We start from the raw sequence: 17,605 nt of genomic DNA on the forward strand, positions 1-17,605 counted from the left end.
CGAGGTGGCACACAATGACCTGCAATCGGTCACCGTGTACCACCCTCGGACGCCGGTCAGGCTAGTTTCGGCGGTCTCGCTTTCCCAGAGCCAGGATCGACGGCCGGACCTCGTCGCCGTCGACGCCGAAGCGGGTGAACCCGCGCTCCTGCAGTGATTGCACCAGTTCCGCCGAGACCGGTCCGCTCAACCGGATCCCCACCCGGCGTCCGGGATCCTGGGCAAGGACCGCAGCTACGGTGTCCACCAGCGCGCCGACCTGATCATCGATCTCGACGCGTGGATCAACCGTGATCAGACCCCGCCGCAGGTACGAGTCGAGCGGCTCATTGGTCAGCAGATGCCGCGCCGAGATACCGGCCACGGCCGCTTGCAGCACCCGCAGTTCGATCCACACGACATCACTGTGTTCGGTGATGTCGTCGATGGAGGCAATACCGCGTGGGCTGGTGAGGTAACCACCGATCTCGACCCGCTCGGCGTCGGGCAGACTATCCCGCAGCGCGACCAGCGCAGCGATCTCACCGCCGTCGGCGATCTTGCGAACAGTAAAGTGCACACGCAACTCTGTGCCCGCGCTCCGCACGGCCGTGGCGATGCCACGCAACTGTGCGGACAGGATCTCCTCGGACCCGATCGGCAACGCCAACTCCGGATGCGCGATGAACAACTCGGCCGTGCGCAGCAGTTCGCTGGATTCGTCGGCGTGGAAGTCGATCGCCCGCACCCCGAACTCTGACACCCTCGCATGGGCGAACAACGCCGAGAACTCGGTGGCCACAGCCGCCTCGAGGGCCGCGCTGGCATCGCTGATCTCGCCCTCGCGCAACGCGGAGATGATCCCGTCGAGGTGCCCGGTGGTGGCCAGGACATCGTCGATTCCCGCCACCAGCCCAGTCGCCCCACGTGCTAGCGCCCGATCCGCCTGATCGGGAGTCGTCGCCCGGGCGAACACCTGCGCGCCTGCGCGTTCGCGTGCGAGATCGAGCAACCCTGAGAGACGGTCGTCCTCGGCCGCCGGCTCACTAAGCTCGATGGCACCGGCAATCACCTCGCCCGACGAACCGTCGAGGGAGACGATTTCGCCGACGGCCAAGGTCTTGCCGGCCACCCGCATGGTGCCCGCGGCAGGATCGATATCCAACGCCCCACATCCCACGACGCACGTTGTCCCCAGTGCGCGCGCCACCACGGCGGCGTGGCTCGTCGAACCACCGGTCGCAGTGAGGATGCCGTCGGCGGCGATCATGCCGTGGAGGTCCGTCGGGCTGGTCACCGGTCGTGCGAGGATCACCGTCTTGCCTTCCTTGACCGCCTGCTGCGCGGAATCGGAATCGAAGTACAGCTCACCAACCACATGCCCCGGGGCGGCACCGACACCGGTGGCCAGCAGCCGCCCGTCCTCGCGGGCACGGGCGTGGGCATCCGGGTCGAATCCGGGACGCTGGACCTGGCGGATCTGCTCGAGCGTCAGCGTCGCGAGCGCACCGGACGTGGTCACGACCTGCTCGGCGAGCAGGTCCGCAGCAATGCGGATCGCCGCCTGCGCGGTGCGTTTGGCGCTGCGGACCTGGAGCATGTACAAGATGCCGCGCTCGACAGTGAACTCGATGTCGAGAACGTCACCGCGGCGGCGTTCGAGTTCGGCGCAGGTATTTTCCAGTTCGGTGTACACGTGTGGAAGCCTGTCGCGCAGCGCGGTCACCGGGTCCGGGGTGCGGATACCGGCGACGACGTCCTCGCCCTGGCTCGCGGCCAGGAACTCGCCGAACAGGCCCGGTTCACCGGTGACGGGGTTGCGGGTGAACACCACACCGGAGCCGGAGTCCTGGTCGAGGTTGCCGAAGACCATCGACTGCACGACGACCGCGGTTCCGAGGTCGTTCGGGATCTTGTGCACCTCACGATATTTCACGGCCCGCCGAGTGTTCCAGGATCGGAAGACGGCCTCCACGGCGCCGATGAGTTGGGCGCGGGGGTCGCTGGGGACTTCCTCGTCGAGTTCGTCGCGCAGCAATGCCTGGCAGTGCTCCCATACCCGGTCATAAACGGGTCCGGGCTGGCTGTCGGCCTGGACGCCGTCGATCAGCGCGGCGAGGTCGTCGCGGTCGGGGGTTTCGAGGGCTCCCATCACGGTTTCTGCGTACATCCCGTGGAACCGGAAGAGTACGTCCGCCATGAATCGGGTGTCGCCGGTGACGTCGGCCAGCGCGATTGCCGCGTCACGGCCGAGCCCGAGGTTGAGCACGGTGTCCATCATCCCCGGCATGGACACCGGGGCTCCCGAACGCACCGACAGCAGCAACGGGAAGGGACCGCCACCGAAGGTCTTGCCTGACGCCTGTTCGAGCTCGCTCAGGCGGCCGTGGATTTCCTCGATCAGGTCCGTCGTCATGGAACCGTGCTCGAGGTAGTCGTGACAGGCCGACGTGGAAATGACGTACCCGCCGGGCACGTTCAGGCCTTCCTGGGTCATTTCGACCAGACCGTAGCCCTTGCCGCCGAGCACATTCCGATCAATTTCGCCTGGTTCACAGAACGCGCGCGTCAGTCCAGTCGTAACAGTCACAGAGCTCACCTTGTTCACTCCTTACGCGCGCGACCGAGGGTGCGCAGCAAGTCTTCGTGGAATTCGAACCACACGTTGTGCACCGAGTCCTTGGTCGGGTCGGAGACGAACGCGATGTCGCCGGCGTCGACCTTCCCGAGGGAGCGTTCGAAGCGACCGATGTAGCTGCGGAAGCGCTCGTCCTTTTCGCCGAGGGCTTCGAGCAGCCCCTCGAGCCGGGACACCAGGCGCTCGATGGTGGAGATCACCTTTGCGTCGTAGGCGGAATCGCTGTGATCGTTGGCGAGTTTGCGACCGCCCACCTCAATCTGCTGCCAGGAGGACATGGTGCGCAGGAAGCGCGAATTGACGTCCTCGAATTTGTCGGCCACTTGCAGTACCGAGGGATCGTCGCGAAGGGGTCCGTAGATCGCGGCCGCGGAATCGACCAGCACCGGACCCGACGCGTCGGTGGGCAGAGCCGTCTCACCCATGAGTGCGACCAGGTCGCCCTCGGCGAGCTCGGCGAAGATCCCTCGCACCTCATCGGTACCGAGGTTGACGATCTCCGCAACAGCGGCCGCGGTCGCCATTTTCTTGAGGGCCACGGCATTGAGAACGTCGTAGAGACGTTTGTCGAGCAGGGTTTGAGTCATGTTGTTTCCCAACGATCGAACGGGGGCGGCGGGTCGCAGGTGCCTGCGCCGGCAGTGTTCGGTACCGCCGCCCCCGGGTCTGGTGAACGGGTTCTACAGCCAGCGATACTTCGACCGGCGCAGATCCGCGCCTTCCCCGAAGGGCAGGTAGCCCTGTCCGGAGAAGATCTTCTGCGGAACGACTTCCTGCGCGAATCCGCGCTTGCTGATGTCGTAGTAGTAGTTCGACACGCGCTGGTCAACTTCCCACAGCTGGTATTCGTCGCACGCCTTCTCGTACGTTCCGGCCTTACGCAGGTACGGCAGGATCATGTCGACGTAGTAGACGTATTGGCCGGCCCAGATCAGGTCCCGGCGGCACATCCGCGAGATCTTTCCGTACATCTTGAGCGTGGCGTCCTGGATCTTGGGCAGCTCGGCGCCCAGGTCGGCGATCGCGATGGTGCGCACATCCGACATCGGGGTGTCCCACTGCTCGCGGGCGAAGACGGCGCCTCCGACGATGGCGGGGATGTAGTTCTTCGGCCGGGTGAAGGTGGTGGAAATGTCGTTGACGCGAATTTCCTGCAGTCCCAGTATTTCCGGGTCGATTTCGAGCGCAACGGTGTAGGCGTGTGGGAGCTGCGCGTCGTCGCACACATCACTCCAGTGGAAGATCGGCTCGTTGACGAACAGGTCCCGGAGAATGAGGATGTTGCCGTTGGGCAACTCGTACGGTCCGGTGTCGCCGAGGCCGAGCCGGCAGTCCATGTGGTCGAGGAACGACAGCAGTTCGGCGGCCGCGTTGAAGCGGGTGAAGGATTCGTGCTTCGGGCTTCCCGGCTCGAGCGTTTCGAGCTGGTTGATAATGCCTTCGAGGAAGTCCGGCTCGTGGATCTGGCAGCGGTAGCGGTCCTGCGAGTTGAGGATGTACCCGTCCTGGCGCTTGCCGAACTCGATCCGCTGCATGAACTTGAGGAGCTCGTTGCTCTCCTCGATGTAGTCGTCGGGCCCGATCGCTTCGAGTGCAAGCAGACCGCAGCGGCCCATACCGAAGCCGACAGCCCCGATCGACCAGTCGTGCACCGCGTTGACCTTGGTGCCGATTTCCCGCCGCGCCGAGGCACCGATGTCCAAGATGCCCTGGGCCCCGACCTCGTCGGTGGTCATGCGCAGGATCTCCGGCCACCGGTAGAACTGGTGCATGAACGCGAGGATCTCGTATTCCTGGCGGGGGATCATGCCTGAGACACCTTCGGTGGCACGCATGACCAGCACGTCCCAGATGTTCCAGGCCAGGTAGTTGTTGAGGTCGTTGAGCTCGTCCAGGGTGAACTGGTCGACCAGGACGTCCTCTTTGCTGACCTTCTCGAGGACCTTGCTCTTGGCGCGCTGCTTCTGCACCTTGTCGCCGAGGATGCCGTCGCGCAGTGGCTCCTGGCCGACGAAGTTGCCCTCGAAGACCAGATCCTGGAACCGCAGACCGTCATCGTTCGGTTCATAGCGCTGCTTGTACGTCGAGCGGAGACCGGGTGTCATTTCGATGCTCATTGGGGGTTGTTCCTCTCTGCCCATGGTGTGTGGTCGGAAGGCGGTCAGCTGACGATGCTGATGCGCCCGACCTCCGCGTCGTCGCAGTGCAACTGGACGGTCTTCCCGATCAGGCTTTCGGCTATCTCCTCGAAGTGCGCATCGTCGGTGTTGCCGACGACGTAGCGCGAATCGCTGGAGGTCAGGTACGCGGTCATCACACAGGGAATCTGGAACTCACGAGAGAGTATGCCGAGGTGCGACTCGGGAGCGCCCGACATCGTGATGACGCCGAGAGCACCCATGCTCAATGCCGGAGTGAGGAAGGTCGTCGTGCCACCGCGAACGAGCAGGATGTAGTCCTGCAACTTCCCGGACCGCACGACCTCGATCACGTCCTTGGGCGAGCCCAGGAACTTGACCTCACCCTTCGGGCTCTTCTGCGTCTCGAAGGCGTTGAACCCTTCGGCTACAACCTGCATTGGTACTCCTTTGATCGAATCGAGGAAGGTGGCCTCGACCACATCCGTCTTGCTCTGTTGCGCTTGTCACAATGCCCTTTGATATGTGACCGCCGCATGGGCTCTGCGGATAGCGTTCCGTGTGACCATTATCTCGCGCGGACAACGCCTTGATCACTGTCGGCGCCCTCGAGATCTGCCAATTTGCGGCGCATGAGTTTGCCCGACGAAGTGGTCGGCAGAGCGTCGACAAACACCACCTCACGCGGCCGTTTGTAGGCGGCCAGATGGGCGCGGCAGTGCTCGATGATGTCCTGCGGGAGTAGCTGCGCGGCCGGGGCCGGAACCACGTATGCGACGGCGATCTCCCCTTTGACCGGATCCGGTCGGCCTCCGACGGCGACCAGCGCGACGTCGGGATGCGCGCCGATGACGCGTTCGATTTCGGCGGGGTACACGTTGTATCCGGCGGTGACGATCATGTCCTTGAGCCGGTCCACGATGAAGAAGTGACCGGTCTCGTCGACGTACGCAACATCTCCGGTGCGCAGCCACCCGTCGTCGGTGAGCGCCTCCGCGGTGGCGTCCGGGCGACCGTAGTAGCCAAGCATCACCAGTGGGCCGCGAACGAGCAGCTCACCGTGCTCACCCGCCGGGACGCCCCCGTCTGTGCCATCGATCGCGCCGATCTTGACTTCGAGGCCGGGTAGGGCCACTCCGATCGAGCCGGCTACCGGTGGGGCGTGGACTGCATGGGTTGTTCCCAGTCCGGACAGCTCGGTCATCCCCCACAGCTCAAGCACCGGCCCCGGTGCCCTGGTCTGCCAGCGATCGAGCAGTTCTGGGGAGAACGTCTGACCACCGATGGTGCTTGCGCGAAGGTTGGACAGGTCCGTGGTCTCGAACGTCGGGTGTGCCAGCATCATCGAATACATCGCCGGCACGCCCTCGAACAGGGTGGCGCGGTCTCCTTCGAGCAACGCCAGGGCTTCCCCGGCGTCGAACCGCTCCATCAGCACTACCGTGCCCCCGGCCAGGAAGGTGCTGTTGATAGCGACGTTGCCGTACACGTGCGCCGAGGGCAAAGCGGTGACCACGACGTCGTCGGAGTTGCGACCGTGCATCGTGGCCGTCAGAGCGCAATTGAGCAGCACCGATCGCTGCGACTGCATCGCACCCTTCGGGTGACCGGTCGTCCCGGAGGTGTAACCGATGCTGCACAGCTCCGCGGGCCCGGGCGCCGGGTTTGCGGCCGGAGCTGCGTCGACCGGCGCGGTGAGCAGGTCGGTGAAGGTCACCGCACCGATTCCGTCGCCGACCTCGCCGGCGAGCTGGCACACGAGCTCGAGCGAAGACATCTCGTCGAGGACCCTCGCGACTGTGCCGGTTTGGGAGGCCCCGAAGAAGAGGGCTTCAGCCTCGCAGTCGGAGAGGACGAAGGCCAACTCCGGGCCGGTGAGCATGACATTGACCGGATTGACAATCGCACCCGCTTTGAGGATGCCGTGATACGCGACGATCCATTCCCAGCAGTTCTGCGCGTAGAGCGAGCAGACGTCTCGGGCACCGATCCCGCGCGAGTGAAGTGCGGCCGCGACCGCATCCGACATTCGGTCGAGTTCCTGGTACGTCAAGCACGTATCACCGACGACGAGGGCGATCTTGTCCGGGTGGCGGGCCGCAGAAAAGGGGAGAATCTCTCCCGGCCCCACCGACGGCAGGACGCCACTAGCACGATTATTCACCCGTCACCCCGTTCACAGGGGTGGACTCGTCGAAGGTCAGAACCGCCTTGGTGACCTTCCCCTGGTGAACAGCCTCGATCGCCTCGTTGATCTGGCCGAACGCGAAGGTGTCGACCAGCTCGGTGAAGGGGAATTTGCCGGCCTGGTAGAGGTCGATCATGCGGGGGACGAATTCCTGTGGAATGGCGTCGCCCTCGATGACACCGATCAGACTGCGGCCGAACAGCAGATGACCTTGGTCGAAGGAGATTTCGTTCGGGATGCCCTGGAATCCGACGGTGGCACACACGCCCGGCGACTGCAGACATTCGAGCGCGCTGCGCACGACGTCCGCCAGCCCGATGCAGTCGACCGAATACTGTGCGCCGGCTCCGCCGGTGATCTCGCGGATCCGCTCGACAACGTTCTCCTCGGCGGAGTTGATGGTGTGGGTGGCGCCGAGGTCGGCGGCCTTCGCCAGGCGTGCGGGCTGGATGTCGACGGCGATGATGGTGCCGCAGCCGGCGACCACCGCCCCCAACAGGGCGGCGAGCCCAACCGAGCCCGTCCCGAAGATCGCGATCGACGACCCCGCCTCCGGATTGAGGGTGTTCAGCACCGCACCGGCACCGGTTTGGATGCCGCAACCGAGTGGGGCGAGCAGCGCGAGCGGCAGATTGCGGGCAACACGGACACAGTTCTGTTCGTTGGCCACGGCGTAGGTCGCCCACGAGGATTGCCCGAAGAAGTGTCCGCGTACCTGTTCGCCCCCGGAACGAAGGACACTCGAGCCGTCCAGGCGTGCACCGAGCAAATTGAGCGGGACGAAGTCCCGGCAGTGCATCGGGAGTGAGCGTGCGCAGTTGTCGCACTCGGCGCAGCAGTTGTAGGAGAGCACCACATGGTCGCCGGGCTCGATGCTATCGACATCCTGTCCGACCGTGGCCACGATTCCAGATCCCTCGTGACCGAGCACGATTGGAGCCGCGTCAGGTTCGGCGGTAGCGATCATTCCGAGGTCGGTGTGGCAGATCCCCGAACCGACGATGCGCACCAGGACCTCGTGGGGGCGCAATTCGTCGATGTCAAGTTCCTCGAGCGACAACGGCTCCTGCGCCGAGCGCAGGACGGCTGCTGTGGTCTTCATAGTTGCACTTCCTGTGTGAAAGTTGTTCAAGCTCGGGTGGTCTCACGAGACCGTGTCGGGGACCTTGTTCAGCGTGATGGTCTGGTGGTTGGTGTATTCGGCGAGCCCGTGCAGCGAGTTCTCGGCACCGATTCCGGACTGCTTGTGCCCACCGAAGACCTGATGCGGCGAATACTGATGCACCTCGTTGAGCCAGACAGTTCCGGCCTCGAGCTGGCGGCCGATCCGCTCGATCGCCTCGAGGTCTTCACCCCAGACGGTGGCGCCCAGCCCCCACACGGTGTCGTTTGCCCGTGCGATGACATCGCTTTCCTCCGACCAGCGCAGTAGCGGAAGGATGGGGCCGAACGGCTCCTCGGCGACCAGCCGCGAGTCCTCCGGCGGATTGTCGACGAGCGTGACCGGAACAAACCAGCCGGCGGCGTTCGGGTCGATCTGTCCGCCGAGCGCGAAGGTGTAGCCGTTGGCCGTGCAGTCGTCGAAGTACTCCCGCACCTTCTGCAGTTGAGGCAGGTTCTGGATCGGACCCAATTGGGTCTCGGCGTCGGCGCCGTCGCCGACCACGACTGTCCGTGCGTATGCGACCAACTCGTCCCGCACAGCCTCGTAGACGTCGTCGTGGATGTAGATGCGCTTGGCGGCGTTGCAGAACTGCGCGTTGTTCTGGAAGGCCGCCCAGAAGATCTGCGGGGCGACCTTCACGGGGTCGATGTCCGGGAGGACGATCGCCGGATCGTTTCCGCCGAGTTCGAGGGTGACCCGCTTGAGGGTGCCGGCCGCGGACCGCATCACGTGCTTGCCTGTTTCGGTACTGCCGGTGAACGCGATCTTCGCGATGCCCGGGTGCGCCGTCATCCACTTGCCGAGTTCGTCGTCACCGCTGACCGCGCTCAACACACCTGCCGGAAGCAGGTCCTGTGCAAGCTCGACGAGTTTGAGGTCGCACAGTGGAGTGAAAGGGGACGGTTTGACGATGATGGTGTTACCGGCCACCAGGGCGGGCGCGATCTTCCAGACCGCCAGCAGGATCGGGAAGTTCCATGGCACGATTGCACCGACAACCCCGAGCGGCGTGTGCCGGCTGATCACACGGCGCTCGGCAGTGTCCTCGAGAACCTCTTCGGGCAGGGACTGCTTGGCGATCTCCCGGAACCACGCGATCGAGCCGTAGACCTCCCATTCGGCCATCGCACGCGGCTTGCCCTGCTCGGCGGTCAGCAAAGCCAGGAATTCTTCGGCATGGGCTTCGAGCCGGTCACCGATCGCCGAGACGATCGCCTGACGTTCTGTGAGCGGTGTCGCCGACCACCCGGTAAACGCGGCCTGAGCGGCCTCGACGGCCTCGTCGAGTTGGTCAGAGGTCGCAACGGGAACTTCAGCGATCACTTCGGCGGTCGCCGGGTTGTACACCGGCGCCGTCCCCGGCGCGGTCACCGACCGCCCACCGATCGTCATACGGAACTCTGCGGGGAGGACGAGGGTAGGGGCTTCGGTAGACAACATTCATCTCCTTCAGGTGAGCAGCCCCACCGGTTGTGGGACTGCATCCACGAGGCGCCGCCCGAGCGGACACACACATCCCGCACCGGTCTCGAGCGGAACGAGGGGTTGGTATCTTCGCCAGCGAGGTGGGATGGCGGTTACAAGTTCTACTGTCCGAGCGTGATCGGGGCGTCATCTTCCAGGGAGTAAACCGTGCCAGCCTTCTATCTCTGAGAGAGTAGCCGCTCGCGGGGTACCGGAGCATTGTGGCTGGTGAACGCTCGATTCTTCGACGATCCCGCAGAAGCTGGTCAAGCCCATGACAACCTGCATTCGAGTCACACCAGGTGAACTCTCCCCCGCTACTTCTCATCGCCAGAAAAGCAACCACCACCCGCGCAGAACACCGCGGAACTCGGTCACCGCAACCGCAGCATGGAAATTCGCACCACTATCCGTTCGCGACGAACTGGCGATGGCCGGGTTCGACGACGCCGCAGAGGTCGGGCGTGGCGGCTTCGGAGCCGTCTACCGCTGCACCCAAGCAGCCCTGGAGCGAACTGTCGCCGTCAAAGTCATGACCTCGCATCTCGAATCGTCGAATCTCGGACGATTCTTGCGCGAACAACGAGCGATGGGCCGACTGTCCGGCCACCCGAACATCGTCAGCGTCTTCCAATGCGGAAGCACGACATCCGACTTGCCCTACATTGCAATGCAATTCCATCGCCGCGGGACACTCGAGAATCGGATTCATGATCAGGGCCCGCTCACCTGGAACGACGCGCTTCGCCTCGGGGTGCGCATCGCCGGCGCCCTCTCCGCCGCGCACAGCGCCGGCATCCTTCATCGCGACGTCAAGCCCGCGAACATACTGCTCACCGACTATGACGAACCGCAACTCGCCGACTTCGGTATCGCCCACATCGCTGGTGGTGTCGAGACCACCCGACACTCCATCACCGGCACACTCGCCTACACCGCACCGGAGGTACTGCAAGGTGCTAGTCCGACTCCCTCCGCGGATGTCTATGCGCTCGCATCGACGATGTTCTGCGCTCTGACCGGCCACGCCGCATACGAGCGACAGGCCGACGAACCGATCGTCGCTCAATTCCTCCGAGCGACTACTCAACCAATTCCCAACCTACGAAACCTCGGAGTTCCCGACAATGTCTGCGCCGAGATTGAACGAGCCATGTCAACCAAACCAAATGACCGTCCATCCACAGCCGCAGAGTTCGGAAGCCGACTTCGGCGAATACAACGTCTCAACGGTTGCCCAGTAGACGACATGGCTCTGATCACGAAGTGCGAGACTCCCTCAACCACCAAGCCAGCACGCCCGCCCTTGACGGACACCGCGGGCGAAAGCATCCACCCCAAACCGGCACCGACTCCCCCCGTCGCCCCGTCTATGACGGACCAAAGCCGGGGTACCTCCCCCCGCGTCCGAGGCAATCTGCCGGCAGACCTGACCACCTTCGTCGGACGCCGCCACGACGTCAAGACCACAAAGAAACTACTCACCGAATCGCGTCTCGTGACCCTGATTGGGACCGGAGGAGTCGGAAAGACCCGACTCGCGACAAAGGTGGCCGCCGAATCACATCGCGCATCCGCAGACGGTGTGTGGCTGATCGAACTCAGCAACCTGACTGACGGCGACTTCCTCGTCGACACTGTTGCCTTCACGCTCGGAATCCAAGAACAACCCGACCAACACCGACTTCACGGGCTCATCGAGCACCTCCGGTCGCGCCAATGCATGCTTGTCCTCGACAACTGCGAGCACCTCATCGAAGCCACCGCCGCCGTCGCTGAGACCCTCCTCAAGTCCTGTCCCGAGTTGCGAATCCTTGCTACCAGCCGCGAACCGCTGGGCCTCGGCGGTGAAACACTCCATCGGGTGCAACCGTTGGCCACCCCAGACTCACGACGAACGCGATCGATGCAGGCGATGAGCCAGTACGACGCGGTGACCTTGTTCCTCGCCCGCGCCACCACCGCACTCCCCGACTTTGAACTCACAGCAGAGAACTGGAAGCAGATCGCTCGCATCTGTCAACAGCTCGACGGACTACCACTCGCGATCGAGCTGGCCGCGGTCCGCCTACGCGCGATCTCCATAGATCAGATCTACGACAAACTCACCGACCGCTATAGACTGCTCTCACGAGGGTGCCGGGGCGCACCGGTCCGCCAGCAATCCCTCCGGTTGTGCATAGACTGGAGTCACGACCTCTGCACACCACAGGAGCGCACGCTCTGGTCACGTCTATCGGTTTTCGCCGGCAGTTTTGAATTGGATGCGGCCGAAGCAATCTGCGCCGATGGCCTGGCCCCGCACAATGTCCTGGATCTCGTCGCATCGTTGGTCGACAAGTCGATTCTGGTTCGCGAGGAGGACGGACTCTCGGTCCGCTATCGCATGCTCGAAACCTTGCGCGAGTACGGCCGGGAGAAACTGCATGACGCTGAAGGCATCATGCCGCAGAGGCGCCGCCACAGCGATTGGTACCGGCAGATGGCACGTGAGGCAGAAGCCGAATGGGTCAGTTCGCATCAGTTGACGTGGATCCTTCGATTGGATTCCGAGCAGCCGAACCTTCGGGATGCCCTCCAATTCCGCATTGCACAGCGGGTACCGGATTCGATTGACTTCGCCGCCGCTCTGTATCCCTTCTGGTTTTCTCGCGGGCTTCTCAGCGAGGGGCGGCGATGGCTCGATATCGCTTTGTCGAGCGATGACGGCTCACATCCGGTGGACACTGTGAGGGCACTGTGCGCTCAGAGCGTGCTCGCCGGTCGCCAAGGTGACCTCTCCGCTGGGGCGCAACTACTTTCCGCGGCCGGCACTGCGGCCCACCAGGTCGACGACATAGCGGCACAGGCGCATCTGCACCACGCCGAAGGGATGCACTCGCTGTACTCCGGCAGCCTACAAAAAGCTGCAACGTCTTTCACCACGGCTCTCGCCGTCCTCGATACCCACCCCCTCCCCTTCCTACGGATCTCCACGCTCCAGGGACTCGGACTCGCCAGCGGGCTCCTCGGCGACACCGAACAAGCGATCGCACGAAATGAGGAGGCCCTCGCCCTCAGCGCCGACCTTGGAGAATCGGTCTACCGGTCCCGATCCTTCTGGGTTCTCGGCCTGCAGGTCTGGCAACTCGGCAATCGTGACCGAGCGACAGGGCTTCTCAATCAGGGACTCCGAATGGCGCGGGTCGTCGACGATCCGCTCAGCGCCGCCTGGTGCCTGGAGGCACTGGCTTGGATTGCGGCTAAGAGCGGTCAAGCTGAGCACGCCGCGCAACTGATGGGCGCCGCAGAAGGTCTCTGGGAAAGCGTCGGCAGCGCACCGGTTCACATACCGGGCTTACATGTGTATCACGAAGAATGCGCATGCCAGGCGCGTAACACTCTGAGCAGCAGGTGTTTCGACGACGCCTATCAGGCGGGAAGGCAGATGACGTTGGAGCAGGCGGTGGCCATCGCCCTCGACGAAGGCACGCCGGCACCTCCGGCGCACGCCGGTACGAACCACTATCACCTGACCAAACGCGAGCACCAAGTCGCCGAGCTCGTAGCGGAGGGACTTACCAACAGAGCAATCGCAGACAGGCTGGTCATCGCCTGCCGAACGGCGCAGGGACATGTGGAGCACATCCTCACGAAACTGGGCTTCACCTCACGTGCCCAGATAGCAGCGTGGGTGGTCGCGGAAAAGCAGTGACTCCGCATGTGGCGCAGTCCTCATCCTATGAGGAGGAAAAGGCGCTGCCGGTCTATCCCCCAACGCAATGCGGTCAGATGTCCACGGGCCTATCGTCTGTTCCGGCGTGTCGGCCGGTAGAGACCGCCGTGATGAAACAGCACAGGACGTGGGCACTGCGGGTGTCGGAAGAGGGCAGAAATGACGATCAAGCCAGAAGAACTTCAAGCGAACACTCGTGAAGATGACTTCATGGTGCAATTCTTCCGACGTTGGTCCGCGTTCGGCGGAGGGCCCCCGGAAGACATCATGGTTAACTTCGGAATTTCCAAGCGCGAGTATGAAGATCGCCTCTATGACCTCGCTTGCAGCAGCCGGATTCGCAGGTATCCCCAGGAGGTGAAGGACCTCATCCTCACCTTCTGTTCGTCACGGCAGTTCCGACGGCATCGAGGCACCCAGTCACGATTGCTGGGCGTGTCCGCGTTTTCCGAGGCATCTCACGAAACGCACGCGCCACTACCGACATCGTAAGGAATTCCGACGTGCCAACCGTATTCCTTCATCCCATCATTGCGGCGCTCAGTCCCTTACGCCCGCGCTATGTACGCATCAATTCGTGTGGGGCGTCGAGGGAGCGGACCATCCGCCTTCGTGGCCGCCGTCTCTGCTCGACAGAATCGCGAATCCGGGCCGCGGAAGTGGCCTCCGCGCCTGGGCGGCGAGCTAAATACGGCATCGTCAAACTTGGCTGTGCGGGTAACCGCTGGGAGGATGGGTGACCGTGACCAGCGCAGATTCGTCGTACAAGGGCTTCCGCTACCCGAAGGAGATCATCAGCCACAGCGTGTGGCTGTATTACCGCTTCGCGTTGAGTCTGCGTGACGTTCAGGAACTGATGTTCGAACGCGGCGTCGTGGTCTCGCACGAGACGATCCGGCAGTAGTGCGCGAAGTTCGGCCAGTCCTATGCCAATGAACTGCGCCGCCGCCGGCCCCGCCCTGGCGACAAGTGGCACCTCGATGAAGTGTTCATCCCGATCAACGGCGAGCAGAGGTATTTGTGGCGTGCGGTCGTCCAGGACGGCGTGGTGCTCGACATTCTCGTCCAGTCGCGTCGAAACGCCAAGGCCGCCAAGCGGTTCTTCCGCAAGCTGCTCAAGGGTCTGCGATACGCGCCGAGGGTGCTCGTGACCGACAAGCTGGCCAGCTACCAAGTGGCGCACCGCGAGATGCTGGCCTCGGTCGAGCATCGCCGGTCGAAGTATCTGAATAATCGGGCCGAGAACTCACGTCAGTGCACGCGACAACAAGAGCGCCGGATGAAGCGATTCACCTCACCTGGGCAGGCACAACGGTTCCTATCCGCGTTCTCCGGCATCACAGGCACTTCCAGCTGCGGCGGCACATGTTGTCGGCGTCCGACTGGCGACGGAGATGACCGCCCGCTTCGCCGTGTGGAACGAAATCACCGCGACCGCCACCGCTGCCTGAACAACACAACCAGCCAACAATTTCCGGGTTAAGACGAACCCAAACCGACTGCACCACTGCGACTATCACTCAAGTTTACGGTGCCGTTATGTCAACTAGAACGGCGGTGTTGCATCGGATGGACAATACTGGTGCGCAATCATTTCAATGATCTCAGGCATGCGGTCACGCCTCGCCTTTCCCGGCGGGCGCTGACACGCGAATACCGGCACGCGCCAAGGTGGCTCAGCCGGGGCCTGGGCCACCTTGGACCGATGGGATCAGGCGGGCTGCGGGGCGGGTGTCGCCGGAGCGGCCGCGACATGGCGGTTCTCGCGCATTATCAGCAGGCCGTTGACCACCATCAGCGTCGCCGTCAGGCCGTGGACGCCGAGCGCGGTGGCCACGGAGCCGTGGTGGGCCAGCACGGTGGCCATGTCGCCGTACGCGGCGAGGGCCTCCACCAGCAGCACCCAGCCCAGCGCCCGGCGGTGGCCCGTCACCAGCAGGATGCCCAGGACTAAGGCCAAGACGACGTCGCGGATTCCCTTGACGATCAGGAAGCCGCCGCCGCCGGACGGCCAGCTCGGCAGGCCGAAGCCCGGCGCCGTCGTCTCCGGGCTCAGGATGAACTCCACCCCGAACCAGAGGATGAAGAGGATGAAGGTGGCGGCCAGGACGGTGTTGATCTTCTTCAGCGACATTGGTCTTCTCCTTGCGAGTCTTCGTGAGCTTGGTGAGCTTGGTGCGTCGTATGGGGCCTGGTCAGGCAGCGCGGACGCGGCTGCAGCTGCCGTGTCATACGTCGATCTGCTCGAAGATGTGCGGGTACGACACGATGTCGTCGGGGAACTCGGCCGCCATGCGCTGGAACTCTGGGCTGCCGAACGCCGTGGCGAGCGCCTCGGTCGACTCCCAGACCGCGACGTTCATCAGAAGCTGACTGTCCGCCGTTCCCGTGTGCATCTGCAGGGAGACGAATCCCGGCTGAGCCTTCATGAACTCGGTCTGCCTCCGAAAGAGGGCCAGGAACGCTTCAGTTTTTTCCTTCGGGACGAAGAAAGTGTTGGCCAGGACGATGGGCCCGGTCTTCTCCTTGAACTGCGCGAAAATCGGCGTGTGCGGGTCAAGACTCTGCAGCTTGGCCATTTTCGGTACTTCCTCTCGCCATCGGTCAGTGGGTGTCGCTGGGGCCCGCGTCCTGGGGTTACCAGCGGAGTTCGAGGGTGCTGGTGCCCGGGTCCTGGATGTAGATGGAGGTGGCGATGCCGCGGGCACCGAAGCGCTGGACAGGGCCCTCCAGGACGGTGAAGGTGCCCGACTTGATGACCGCGTCCCAGTCGACCGGATGCACGGTGAGGCAGAGGTGGTCGACGTTGGGCTGGCCGCGCGGGCCGGCGACCAGATCGATGATGGTCTCCGGGGTGATCCGCACCGACGGGAACGGGATCTTGCTGGCCCGCCACTCCGCTACGCGCATCGGCCTCCAGGCCGAGCGGTTGCGGCTGACGACCGGGCGGGTGAGCCCGCGGGCTCAGGTGACGGCGGCGACCAGCAGGGCGAAGGCGGCGATGATGACGGCGACGCGGACGTAGTGGAAGCGGTCCCAGCGGTTCATCTGCTGCTTCCAGTCGGCGGGCCGGTTGTCAGGGGTCCACGTCTTGCTCCGGTTGTTGATCGGAACGAGCAGCAGGATCGACATGATCACGCTGAGGATCAGCAGCGCGGCGGCGGTGACGACGAGGCCGGTGCCGTGGTGGTGCCATCCGGCGATGGCCCAGACCGCGGCGAGGATGAGAGAGCCGATGTACCAGACCGGCATCACGGCGCCGAGCATCCGGCCCCCGTGGGCGCGGCCGAGTTGGCCACTGTCATCGGGGAGTGCATTGAGGATCGGGTTGATGACGAAGGCGACGGAGAACTCCACCCCCACCATCACACCGACGACGACGGTGGTGACGACCTCGAGTGCGTTGAGCATGATGACCCTCCCGATATCTAGCGCCGCTAGCTGATGAGGCAACGCTAGTACTACTGCCGCTCACTTGTCTAGCGGTGCTAGGATCGGGTCATGTCGGTACAGGAACGCAAGGAGCGCGAACGGGCGGGCCGCGAGCGCCTCATCCTGGCCACGGCCCGCGAACTCGCCGAGCAGCAGGGCTGGGACGCGGTCACCACCCGCCGGCTCGCCGAGCGCATCGAATACAGCCAGCCCGTCCTCTACAGCCACTTCCGCGGCAAGCGCGAGATCATCGGCGCCGTCGCCCTCGAGGGTGCCGCCGAGATGGCCGCGGCGCTGCGGGCCGCGGCCCGCGCCGAGGACGGCCCGCGCGAGCGGGTCGCCGCCCTCGCCCGCGCCTACCTCGACTTCGCCGAACGCAACCCGGCGGTCTACGACGCCATGTTCCAGCTCGACGGCGGCCTGGCCTTCGCGAACGAGGACACCCCGGAACCTCTCAAGGACGCCTTCGCCGCCCTGCTGGAGAGCCTCGGCGAGGTCGCCGGGGACGGCGTCCACCCGGGGCTGTTCACCGAGACGTTCTGGGCGTGCCTGCACGGACTGGCCACCCTGACCCGGGCGGGACGGTTGCCGCCGGAGGACACCGAGCCGAGGGTGGAGCTGCTGGTGGACCGGCTCGCCATGGTCTGACACACCATCCCGGCGGGCACGCAGCCGGGCCCTCGGGCCCCGCCGCTGCCCGACGTAGCACACCGTGCATACCTGGAGCGGAACCCGAGCCGACTCTGATCCCCGCGCCGCTTGCCGACCAGCGCACGGTCGACGTCATCCCTGCAGTTCAAGCGCCCGGAAAGCATCCTCACCTGGATGCGCCACCCCACCACCGCCGACCTACTCGCCCGCAACGGCAGTCGCGAACTTCACCTGT

At 64.3% G+C, this 17,605-nt stretch carries 13 protein-coding genes and 1 pseudogene; 3 read left to right on the plus strand and 11 right to left on the minus strand.

Annotated elements, in window-relative coordinates; all coding sequences use genetic code 11:
* Positions 1-61: 61 nt before the first annotated feature.
* From CJ179_RS49135 to CJ179_RS49165, 7 genes are all read right to left on the minus strand, one after another.
* The gene (locus tag CJ179_RS49135; protein WP_205415424.1) at positions 62-2,569 is read right to left on the minus strand and encodes a pyruvate, phosphate dikinase; all 2,508 of its coding nucleotides are present in this window, start codon (positions 2,567-2,569) and stop codon (positions 62-64) included.
* A 14-nt stretch (positions 2,570-2,583) separates the two neighbouring features.
* Positions 2,584-3,204, minus strand: coding sequence for a hypothetical protein (locus CJ179_RS49140; RefSeq protein WP_073366707.1), 621 nt, complete (start codon positions 3,202-3,204; stop codon positions 2,584-2,586).
* Positions 3,205-3,297: 93 nt separating this feature from the next.
* On the minus strand, positions 3,298-4,734 hold the full coding sequence (locus CJ179_RS49145; protein WP_095866351.1) for a hypothetical protein: 1,437 nt from the start codon (positions 4,732-4,734) through the stop codon (positions 3,298-3,300).
* A gap of 44 nt (positions 4,735-4,778) precedes the next feature.
* Positions 4,779-5,195, minus strand: a complete 417-nt coding sequence (locus CJ179_RS49150) for a PEP-utilizing enzyme (protein WP_037227921.1) — start codon at positions 5,193-5,195, stop codon at positions 4,779-4,781.
* 128 nt (positions 5,196-5,323) lie between these two features.
* Positions 5,324-6,919: a class I adenylate-forming enzyme family protein gene (locus CJ179_RS49155; RefSeq protein ID WP_257016392.1), complete on the minus strand. Its 1,596-nt coding sequence runs from the start codon at positions 6,917-6,919 to the stop codon at positions 5,324-5,326.
* On the minus strand, positions 6,912-8,045 hold the full coding sequence (locus tag CJ179_RS49160) for an NAD(P)-dependent alcohol dehydrogenase (protein ID WP_073366709.1): 1,134 nt from the start codon (positions 8,043-8,045) through the stop codon (positions 6,912-6,914). Before CJ179_RS49160 ends, CJ179_RS49155 begins: the two co-directional genes overlap by 8 nt.
* A 42-nt stretch (positions 8,046-8,087) precedes the next feature.
* Positions 8,088-9,548 carry an aldehyde dehydrogenase family protein gene (locus CJ179_RS49165; RefSeq protein ID WP_073366710.1) on the minus strand — a complete coding sequence of 487 codons (1,461 nt, stop codon included), beginning with the start codon at positions 9,546-9,548 and terminating at the stop codon, positions 8,088-8,090.
* Between the two features lie 454 nt (positions 9,549-10,002).
* Between CJ179_RS49165 and CJ179_RS49170 the strand changes: the two genes are divergently transcribed.
* Positions 10,003-13,266: a protein kinase gene (locus CJ179_RS49170; RefSeq protein WP_306454282.1), complete on the plus strand. Its 3,264-nt coding sequence runs from the start codon at positions 10,003-10,005 to the stop codon at positions 13,264-13,266.
* A gap of 757 nt (positions 13,267-14,023) precedes the next feature.
* Positions 14,024-14,738: pseudogene (locus CJ179_RS49180) on the plus strand (IS6 family transposase).
* A 260-nt stretch (positions 14,739-14,998) separates the two neighbouring features.
* On the opposite strand, the gene CJ179_RS49185 reads toward CJ179_RS49180, so the two are convergent.
* From CJ179_RS49185 to CJ179_RS49200, 4 genes are all read right to left on the minus strand, one after another.
* Complete coding sequence (locus CJ179_RS49185) at positions 14,999-15,421, minus strand: DUF4267 domain-containing protein (protein ID WP_095866355.1); 423 nt, start codon at positions 15,419-15,421, stop codon at positions 14,999-15,001.
* Between the two features lie 94 nt (positions 15,422-15,515).
* Positions 15,516-15,866 carry an antibiotic biosynthesis monooxygenase gene (locus CJ179_RS49190; RefSeq protein ID WP_095866356.1) on the minus strand — a complete coding sequence of 117 codons (351 nt, stop codon included), beginning with the start codon at positions 15,864-15,866 and terminating at the stop codon, positions 15,516-15,518.
* A 58-nt stretch (positions 15,867-15,924) separates the two neighbouring features.
* Positions 15,925-16,197, minus strand: a complete 273-nt coding sequence (locus CJ179_RS49195) for a VOC family virulence protein (RefSeq protein WP_174695049.1) — start codon at positions 16,195-16,197, stop codon at positions 15,925-15,927.
* Positions 16,198-16,251: 54 nt separating this feature from the next.
* Positions 16,252-16,698 (minus strand): DUF1772 domain-containing protein, encoded by a 447-nt coding sequence (locus CJ179_RS49200; RefSeq protein ID WP_073366713.1) that lies wholly within the window; start codon positions 16,696-16,698, stop codon positions 16,252-16,254.
* Between the two features lie 90 nt (positions 16,699-16,788).
* On the opposite strand from CJ179_RS49200, the gene CJ179_RS49205 reads away from it, so the two are divergent.
* Positions 16,789-17,367 (plus strand): TetR/AcrR family transcriptional regulator, encoded by a 579-nt coding sequence (locus CJ179_RS49205; protein ID WP_074873316.1) that lies wholly within the window; start codon positions 16,789-16,791, stop codon positions 17,365-17,367.
* Positions 17,368-17,605 lie beyond the last annotated feature (238 nt).

The organism is Rhodococcus sp. ACS1 (assembly GCF_002300155.1).
GTDB lineage: Bacteria > Actinomycetota > Actinomycetes > Mycobacteriales > Mycobacteriaceae > Rhodococcus_F > Rhodococcus_F koreensis.

Bases quoted from the DNA above. Each gene is read 5' to 3' on its own strand.
- CJ179_RS49185 (WP_095866355.1), bottom strand. From the start codon at position 15,421: ATGTCGCTGAAGAAGATCAACACCGTCCTGGCCGCCACCTTCATCCTC.
- CJ179_RS49205 (WP_074873316.1), top strand. From the start codon at position 16,789: ATGTCGGTACAGGAACGCAAGGAGCGCGAACGGGCGGGCCGCGAGCGC.
- CJ179_RS49145 (WP_095866351.1), bottom strand. From the start codon at position 4,734: ATGAGCATCGAAATGACACCCGGTCTCCGCTCGACGTACAAGCAGCGC.
- CJ179_RS49150 (WP_037227921.1), bottom strand. From the start codon at position 5,195: ATGCAGGTTGTAGCCGAAGGGTTCAACGCCTTCGAGACGCAGAAGAGC.
- CJ179_RS49195 (WP_174695049.1), bottom strand. From the start codon at position 16,197: ATGCGCGTAGCGGAGTGGCGGGCCAGCAAGATCCCGTTCCCGTCGGTG.
- CJ179_RS49170 (WP_306454282.1), top strand. From the start codon at position 10,003: ATGGCCGGGTTCGACGACGCCGCAGAGGTCGGGCGTGGCGGCTTCGGA.
- CJ179_RS49160 (WP_073366709.1), bottom strand. From the start codon at position 8,045: ATGAAGACCACAGCAGCCGTCCTGCGCTCGGCGCAGGAGCCGTTGTCG.
- CJ179_RS49190 (WP_095866356.1), bottom strand. From the start codon at position 15,866: ATGGCCAAGCTGCAGAGTCTTGACCCGCACACGCCGATTTTCGCGCAG.
- CJ179_RS49200 (WP_073366713.1), bottom strand. From the start codon at position 16,698: ATGCTCAACGCACTCGAGGTCGTCACCACCGTCGTCGTCGGTGTGATG.
- CJ179_RS49165 (WP_073366710.1), bottom strand. From the start codon at position 9,548: ATGTTGTCTACCGAAGCCCCTACCCTCGTCCTCCCCGCAGAGTTCCGT.
- CJ179_RS49140 (WP_073366707.1), bottom strand. From the start codon at position 3,204: ATGACTCAAACCCTGCTCGACAAACGTCTCTACGACGTTCTCAATGCC.